Genomic DNA, 7,128 nt, shown 5'->3' with positions numbered 1-7,128 from the left:
CTGCAACAAAGCCTCCCGGGGGCCCTGCAACAAAGCCTCCCGGGGGCCCTGCAACAAAGCCTCCCGGGGGCCCTGCCATCCGCCACCAGTTTTACCCTGCTTCTCGCAAGTCTGTAGTGTTTTTACAGTCATAGGGAATTCCGATAGGCTGATTGGGGCAGATTAGCTTGCCTTTACGTGTAATGTGGTATGCGTCCTGTTCAAGGATTGGAGAAAATTCGTTCGTAACACACACACAGCTTCGATAATAATTAATTTTTGTCTTGTCATAGCAACCAATCAGCGTTGCAACACCGCCCAGGCCTGCTCCGACATAGCATGCAACGGATGCTACGCAGCTCTTGGCCCAGGCAGCCGAAGAACCAAGCGCCGCGAGGCAAGCGATATCCTGACTGCTTTGTGAAAGTTCACTTGAAACTGGTTTTTCTGATTTCTCATCCTTACCGCAGCCTGTCGCGATCATGCAAAAGGCGACGGATACCGACCAAATTATTCGCTTCATTAAAGAGCTCATACGCACGTCTCCATCAGTTGTTTAGGAAAAGTCTCTTCTTTCGCCTACAATGCCTTAATTTATAAACGGGTGCTACAAATTGTTGGGTTACTGGAATTAAAAATAATCGCTGTGCAATGTGAATTGCACATATCGATTTACTCGGGTTGGATCGGACTCGCCACAAGGAAACCAGACAAGTCAATTGATCGGACAGTGGTATGATGACAATAACGGTGCGATTATCGATGTTCGAGCCGATGGCGGAACTTCTCCTCATCTGTGCGGACAGCAGCTTTTTCCGGGAAGGTTCTGTTAAACTGCATCCTGAGAATTTTTCGCCGGCTTATTTGCACGTAGACGGTCGGCAATCCAAACATTGATTAACGCCTTGCGGGCTACATTCAAACGACGAGCCTTTATATCAAGTTCCGCGATCATCCAGGTTGGAAGATCGATCGTTAGAGTCTTTGTTGCAGAGGTCAGAACTGAAGCTCTCCGAAATTACGGGTTGTGTTGCGTTTGCAGAAGCTGAGCGAAGGGGAAGCAAGGATTGGCGAACGATCATGCAGCGACGGAATAGAAGATCTCTGCAGAGGTATTGCCCTCTGCTCTGACCTGCCGTTTTCGAATGATTCTCATCGACTCAAAGCCACCAATTGTAATCCTTGCAGTTCGAAACCTCCCAAAGCCCAAGGTGGCTCTGCATAGCTGCTTGATGGGCCTATGGTCCTGCTCGATAATGTTGTTCAAATATTTGTTCTGACGAATTTCGCTATCGGCTCCAGCGTCGTCGTTATAGTCATTGATCGCAGATGTGTTGGCTCCGCTTTTGTCGATAGTGATTTTCATCGGTTCGCCGTTTGACCTGATAGCCCTGGAGAGAAAGCGTTGTGCGGCTTTCCGGTCGCGCTTTGCCGTGAGCAAATAGTCCACAGTATCGCCTTCCTTACCCACGGCCCGGTAGAGGTATTTCCACTGGCCTTTGACCTTGATAGACGTCTCGTCCAGGCGCCAGCTTTTGCCCAAAGGCCGCTTAAGCCGGCGCACAGCCTTTTCCAGCCCTGGCGTGAACTTGATGACCCAGCGGTAGATGGTGGTGTGGTCAACTTCAAGCCCACGTTCCTCGGCCATCTCTTCAAGATCCCGGTAACTCAGCTTATAGGAAAGATACCAGCGGACATGAAGCATGATGATCTGGCGCTAAAATCAATGTCCTTTGGTGTCAAAAAGCATGAGCCGCCCTCTCAAGGTTTCCCGGACAATACCACGGGCTTACCCAGGCGCAACACAACCCACAAACATCAACCGGTGCAAGGTTTTCCGTGGCTGGCTGCTATCTGGTCTTTTTCGATCACAATCCATTCATAAGGAGATTGAATGAAGAGGTGGACAATGAAGGTACGTCGCGCGATTCTCAAAGAGTGGGAATCAAGCGAAATGACTCGCAAGGATTTTTGCAAGAGGCACGGAATGTCGATCTCATCGCTTCGGCATTGGAAAGAGATGGTTTCCGAAAACGACAATCCGCCTGAAATTGCGGACGTTATCAAAGTTGATTCTATAGCTGCAGTGTCGACGGCACCCCGCTCTGAAACATTCGCCTTCATCGAAGAAAGTTTTCAAAATCACGACGTCCTATGGAGCCGTCCATGCCATGCGTCAATTTCAGAACGCTATCTGAAAACCGAACTAAGTCGCTATAATCGAACCATATTCCATCTAACGCGGCATTAAAACCTGGGCTTGGTATTCAGTGCTCCACTTCATTCGAGCAGTTTTGCGCCCTCGCAGGATAACTGCGTCCGGGGAGTGATCCCTTCAAAAACTCACTTGAGCTTCGGAAATGTTTGCGAATTTTTGACTCCTGTCGTGACTGCGACCGATAAATTCGAACATTCATAGTCAGCGTGCGTGAGCTCAAGAGCTCATGAAGTAAGCGCGGGCCAATGATTTGAAGACGAACTCTTTATCAGCCCGTAATCTCGTTTTTACTCCATGACTCGCTTTCGCAGACCATCTTCTTTTCTTACTGGCCAGCCAGCCTAATATTGAAATATCACCTTTACAGCATAAAGGAGTTGCCCATGAAATTTATGTTTGGATCGAAAAGTTTGATTTCAGTATCCATGGCTGTGGCTGTGGCTGTGGCTGTCTTCCTGGTATCCTGCGGTTCAGGGAATAATCAGGAAAACAGCGACGTTAAGGTGACAAATGGCATCGCGATCAGCGAAAGTTCCTATCCTTCCGTCGTTCAAATCTTTCGGTTGGTTGGCGAGGATCAATACAAAGGGTGCACAGCAGCCTTCGTCAACAGCTACCAGGTGGTGACGGCTGCGCACTGTACGGAAGGACAGAATAGCCAGGATCCTAATATTTACTACGTAACTTATCAGAGCGGACAACCTGTTCTGGTCGCCAAGGCCACGCGTTTTAAGAAAAATCCAGATTACAGCGGCGGCGTGAGCGCGTCTGATCTTGCGGTCGTGAGTTTCCCGGCCGACACCGCTCCGGCAACGACAGCCATTACGGATGTTGTGCCGAAGGTGGGTGATGTCTTCACCATCGTCGGCTATGGACATAATCGTACTTTCAAGACGCCTCAGGGCGACAGCGGTTCAGGCAGTGGCACCAAACGCGTGGGTACGAACACGGTTGCAGCTGTGAGCGGTGGTTTCATCCGTTTCGCTGGAGTGCCCGGTAGCTCGTCCAATCTTGAGGCCGGTGAACTGGTGGCGAGCGGACCCGGTGATTCGGGTGGCCCGCTCCTTATCAACGGCAAGCTCGCAGGTGTGACCTCCGGCGGTAGCCTTGCTGACACGAGTACGGGAACGGTCAAAACATCGAACTATGTGAATTTGAAAAGCGAGGAAAGCGTCAAATTTTTGAAGACAGTCCTCAACAAATAAGAGGTCAGCTCACGATAGGGAAAAAATCGGGAAGGGTTGAGCAGAATGCTTTCCGCATTGCGGATCTCCAATTATTCCGTCTATGCCGTGATGCATAAACTATCGCTCAAAAATACTGGCAGTCATCATAGAAGGGGCCGGCAGGATCGTTTGATCCCGAGCCTTACCGCAAGGCGATGCACATTGATCCGATGCCGGCACCCTGAAGGCTTATTCGATCCGAAGACGAACAAATCGTTCTTTCCTTGGTTTGGCCTCGACGGCATGCTATGAAAGAGGGGGTTGACAGTCATGAATTCCTCCCACTTTCAGGCATCTTCTATGAGCAAATCCCTGGATTACTACGATAAAAATGCTAAGGCCTATCATGCCCGCGTGCACTCCTGGAACATGAGTACGCTCTACGGCGCCTTTCTCAAGCATTTTTCCGGCCAGACCATCCTCGATCTCGGCTGTGGCACAGGACGCGACGCGTGCTATTTTTCAGAGCGAGCCTTTCACGTCATAGCTGTCGATGGTTCGAAAGAGCTCCTGGCCATGGCGCAGAAGGAAAGTCCCGCCAGCGACTGCCGCCTGATCGATTTCCGCAATCCCTTCTCCATCGGTACGAAGGTCGATGGTGTTTGGGCCTGCGCTTCGCTGCTTCACTTTGATGATGATATGTTCGAAACCATAGTGCGGACGGTCTGCTACGATCTTCGAGACGGCGGTATCTTCTATATGGGCCTCAAGATTCGCGATGTGGGCGAGCTGCCTGATGATGAACGGCAATTTCATTACTGGACTCTCAAGAAGCTCGAACCCGTCGCCAAACGCTGTGGCTTGGCCTTGATAGAGCACAATGTGGATGAGAGTCCCAGGATCGCCTGGTTGAATGCTTATTTTGTCAAAGCGTGAGTCGAAGAAGCAAGATGTCTTGCGGGCTTTTTTATGTACGATCCCCAGGCTACATCGGAATCGATCGCTCCCAAACTCGGTTGCTCGGCTTCGACCGTCAACGTTCATCTTGGGGGATGGTCAGGATTTTTTCCAAATCCTACCAGATCGTCCCAGAAGCCTTGGGAATCAGGATATAGAGAGCGATGCAAACGAACTGAATATTGTCGGCTCTGTCGCAAGCATTTCCGAGGCCGAAGTGAATTTCTGAAGGAATCATTCCCGGTTCTGTTGCAAAAAATCTCTGGTATTTTGACCTGGGACTCGTCATATTCGCCAGTTCACAGTACTCAGGGGATTGGCTATGGGGTTGAGCTTCAAAAACCAAGCGCAGTGCTTCATTCGCAGAATGCTTCTAGTGCGTATATCACCGAATCACCGTGAATATAGCCGCGCAAATTAACCGGCACTTTTTCGTTTGAAAGAATATAAGCCTCAGCGATTTTACCAGCTCCCGGCTGGCTCAATCGAAACAAAACCCCTGCTGGTTCATTGTTGTCGAATAAACGTGTCGCCATAAAGCGGAGGCGGATAGGCGACTCTTCAAATGCGAAGTCGACAACTTTGAATAAATCATCATCGAAGTTAATTGAAACACTTGGCTCTGCAGGGCTCTGGAAAGAATTGATTCCGAGCTGGGGGTTGGCGTATGTCGAATACGTGAAGAAGCAGTTAATTGTTTTTGCGTATACGGATGTTGACAGTGTGGCGAAAAATACGAACATAATGGCTTTCATAATTCCTTCCATATCCTGATGAATGCCAAGTCTTACCGAAGTGACAATAACCTCCGTTAGGCGAAGTGCAAATAACCTTCGTTAATGGCAGAGGCAGTTTTTGCAACTCCTTGCTGGATCAAGCGCTTGATACGCTTCGAGACTATCGACCTTATCCCGCTCGTTCCAGAATTTGACGCCGTCCTGAAGTTTATGGGGCATCCAAACGCCCTCGCTGGCATGAAGAGCCGGAGCCATGGCAAACGGGGCGGATGGATGAGACGTTGAAACTTCGGTTTCAGGTAGTTTGACGAAGCATTCATGGGAGCACCTTGATGATAAAGGGTAGGGCACTGGACCCGTCGAAGGATCGAATGCGGCCGGAGGCATAAAGCAAAAACAGGACCGCAAAGTCAAGGCCTGGACTTGCGACGTAACATACTTTTTTTCTTAAGCTTCGATTGAGATGTTATTTTGGCCATCCTGCTTTTTGAGAATGTGCTTCCTGGATTCGAAGAAGTGAAGCTGATGCAGATCGCGGATTTCTCGTAGTGTCGATGTAAACGGAATCCTTCCGACTGGGGTCCTGCAAAACTCAACGGACAAAATTTCCTTCAACTTATACATTTTGTTCCATTGACGGAGCAAAATGCTCCCTGTAGTTTCAAGCCTTGAATAACAGTGGGGTTCATTCCATGACACCGCAAGAACTCATCGACGCCCGTAACAAACTCAAGCTCACACAGGCCCAGCTCGGCGCCAAACTCGGTCTTCACCCGAAGACCATCGGCCGCTACGAGAACGGCGGTACACCAATCGAACCCTGGCTGGTGCTGGCGATGGAATCACTCCAGCGTGATATCAAGGACATGCTCCCCGCGGCCCTGGTCCGCACGATTAGAAACGCCACGACCATCAAAGACCTCGCCCGGATTAAGGCCATGATGGGACTCGCCGAGCCTGAGATACCCTTCACGAGGGAGCAGCTGCAGAAGGCCGTCGATGAACTGATGGAGGGCCTTTATTTCAATGATGCCAACGAAGACGAGTGGTGGGAAGTGCTGGACGGTGAGGCCAACGATGACTGGCTGACACCATCGGAATACGCCCGGCGCTTCGTTGACAAATGGCTCGATGAAAATTTCCTGACTACTCGCGGCCGCCCTATTGAAATCCGGCACATGGTGCGAAGCGAGGTCCAGAGCTTTTTTTACGACATCATCTTTTATTCCCAGGACGACTTCCCCGACGAGGTCGACGAGGATTCGCGCGATCCGCCTATCGCGAACGTCGATTCCTGGCTGGATGGGCTATACGCGCCGTTCACAATTCAAACCGATGATGCCGAGTAGGCGTGACTTGGTTATAAATCCCGGCATGATGTAGCGAACCGCTACAAGCCCTTGGCCTTGTTTAAACCAAAACCTACAGCCACTCACGATTTCGACGCTGCGTTTTTCCAGGGCCCCGGAAAGAATGCCCAGGAATTACTCCAGGTGTTGAATGGGTTTGCTTCACGGGATCGTAATGCCGTTGAAATTCAGGATGGAAAGAAGAGCCAGGGTTAATCCTTTCCGCTTTTTCGTAGAAAGTTCATTTTCTGGCCGCAGCAGTGCCGTGAGAGATGACCCTCTCTTGTATGAATCGTCATCTCTTTGAATTCAAATTTTTGAGAAGAGGTATTCCAGATCGGTGTCTTTGCCATAAAGGCAGGAGCGGATGGTTTTTGCGATCTGAAACCGGCCTTTTTTCCTGAAGACCCATGATCACGTTAGGCTCTGTTGCGTTTGTGTTTTCCGATCACGCAACCAGCTAAAAACACTAATAGAGCCATAATTGCATACTCAATGGTTTCTTCAGGTTACATTTTATTGGAAAACAAACGCAACAGAACCAAAAATTTTCACCGCAAAAGGTGTTTACTTAAGTCAAGTTTAAGGCGTGTCCTCATTCCCAGGTAACCAACTGAATCATTTTAATTTTTTTAGTTTTGTGGAACTCTTCTCTCTCATGAGGAGGGTTCAAGGATGACCCGCAGAGTACTGAACGATTCCATCTGGCAGCAGTTGCATGC

At 49.7% G+C, this 7,128-nt stretch carries 7 protein-coding genes; 4 read left to right on the top strand and 3 right to left on the bottom strand.

Features of this window, described 5'->3' with window-relative positions; all coding sequences use genetic code 11:
• Nucleotides 1-91: 91 nt before the first annotated feature.
• On the bottom strand, nucleotides 92-514 hold the full coding sequence (locus VE954_RS25565; protein ID WP_324958185.1) for a hypothetical protein: 423 nt from the start codon (nucleotides 512-514) through the stop codon (nucleotides 92-94).
• A 543-nt stretch (nucleotides 515-1,057) separates the two neighbouring features.
• Nucleotides 1,058-1,684: an IS6 family transposase gene (locus VE954_RS25560; protein ID WP_324958183.1), complete on the bottom strand. Its 627-nt coding sequence runs from the start codon at nucleotides 1,682-1,684 to the stop codon at nucleotides 1,058-1,060.
• A 189-nt stretch (nucleotides 1,685-1,873) separates the two neighbouring features.
• Between VE954_RS25560 and tnpA the strand changes: the two genes are divergently transcribed.
• From tnpA to VE954_RS25545, 3 genes are all read left to right on the top strand, one after another.
• Complete coding sequence (gene tnpA, locus VE954_RS25555) at nucleotides 1,874-2,230, top strand: IS66 family insertion sequence element accessory protein TnpA (protein ID WP_324958181.1); 357 nt, start codon at nucleotides 1,874-1,876, stop codon at nucleotides 2,228-2,230.
• Between the two features lie 350 nt (nucleotides 2,231-2,580).
• Nucleotides 2,581-3,402 (top strand): S1 family peptidase, encoded by an 822-nt coding sequence (locus VE954_RS25550; protein ID WP_324958179.1) that lies wholly within the window; start codon nucleotides 2,581-2,583, stop codon nucleotides 3,400-3,402.
• Between the two features lie 321 nt (nucleotides 3,403-3,723).
• Nucleotides 3,724-4,299, top strand: coding sequence for a class I SAM-dependent methyltransferase (locus VE954_RS25545; RefSeq protein WP_324958177.1), 576 nt, complete (start codon nucleotides 3,724-3,726; stop codon nucleotides 4,297-4,299).
• A gap of 377 nt (nucleotides 4,300-4,676) precedes the next feature.
• Here VE954_RS25545 and VE954_RS25540 read toward each other — a convergent pair whose 3' ends face one another.
• Nucleotides 4,677-5,075: a hypothetical protein gene (locus VE954_RS25540; RefSeq protein WP_324958175.1), complete on the bottom strand. Its 399-nt coding sequence runs from the start codon at nucleotides 5,073-5,075 to the stop codon at nucleotides 4,677-4,679.
• A gap of 674 nt (nucleotides 5,076-5,749) precedes the next feature.
• On the opposite strand from VE954_RS25540, the gene VE954_RS25535 reads away from it, so the two are divergent.
• Nucleotides 5,750-6,406, top strand: a complete 657-nt coding sequence (locus VE954_RS25535; RefSeq protein ID WP_324958173.1) for a helix-turn-helix domain-containing protein — start codon at nucleotides 5,750-5,752, stop codon at nucleotides 6,404-6,406.
• The last annotated feature ends 722 nt before the right edge of the window (nucleotides 6,407-7,128 follow it).

The organism is Oligoflexus sp. (assembly GCF_035638955.1).
GTDB lineage: Bacteria > Bdellovibrionota_B > Oligoflexia > Oligoflexales > Oligoflexaceae > Oligoflexus.
This window is presented reverse-complemented; position numbering and strand designations above follow the sequence as displayed.

Bases quoted from the DNA above. Each gene is read 5' to 3' on its own strand.
- VE954_RS25535 (WP_324958173.1), top strand. From the start codon at position 5,750: ATGACACCGCAAGAACTCATCGACGCCCGTAACAAACTCAAGCTCACA.
- VE954_RS25560 (WP_324958183.1), bottom strand. From the start codon at position 1,684: ATGCTTCATGTCCGCTGGTATCTTTCCTATAAGCTGAGTTACCGGGAT.
- VE954_RS25565 (WP_324958185.1), bottom strand. From the start codon at position 514: ATGAGCTCTTTAATGAAGCGAATAATTTGGTCGGTATCCGTCGCCTTT.
- tnpA (WP_324958181.1), top strand. From the start codon at position 1,874: ATGAAGAGGTGGACAATGAAGGTACGTCGCGCGATTCTCAAAGAGTGG.
- VE954_RS25540 (WP_324958175.1), bottom strand. From the start codon at position 5,075: ATGAAAGCCATTATGTTCGTATTTTTCGCCACACTGTCAACATCCGTA.
- VE954_RS25550 (WP_324958179.1), top strand. From the start codon at position 2,581: ATGAAATTTATGTTTGGATCGAAAAGTTTGATTTCAGTATCCATGGCT.
- VE954_RS25545 (WP_324958177.1), top strand. From the start codon at position 3,724: ATGAGCAAATCCCTGGATTACTACGATAAAAATGCTAAGGCCTATCAT.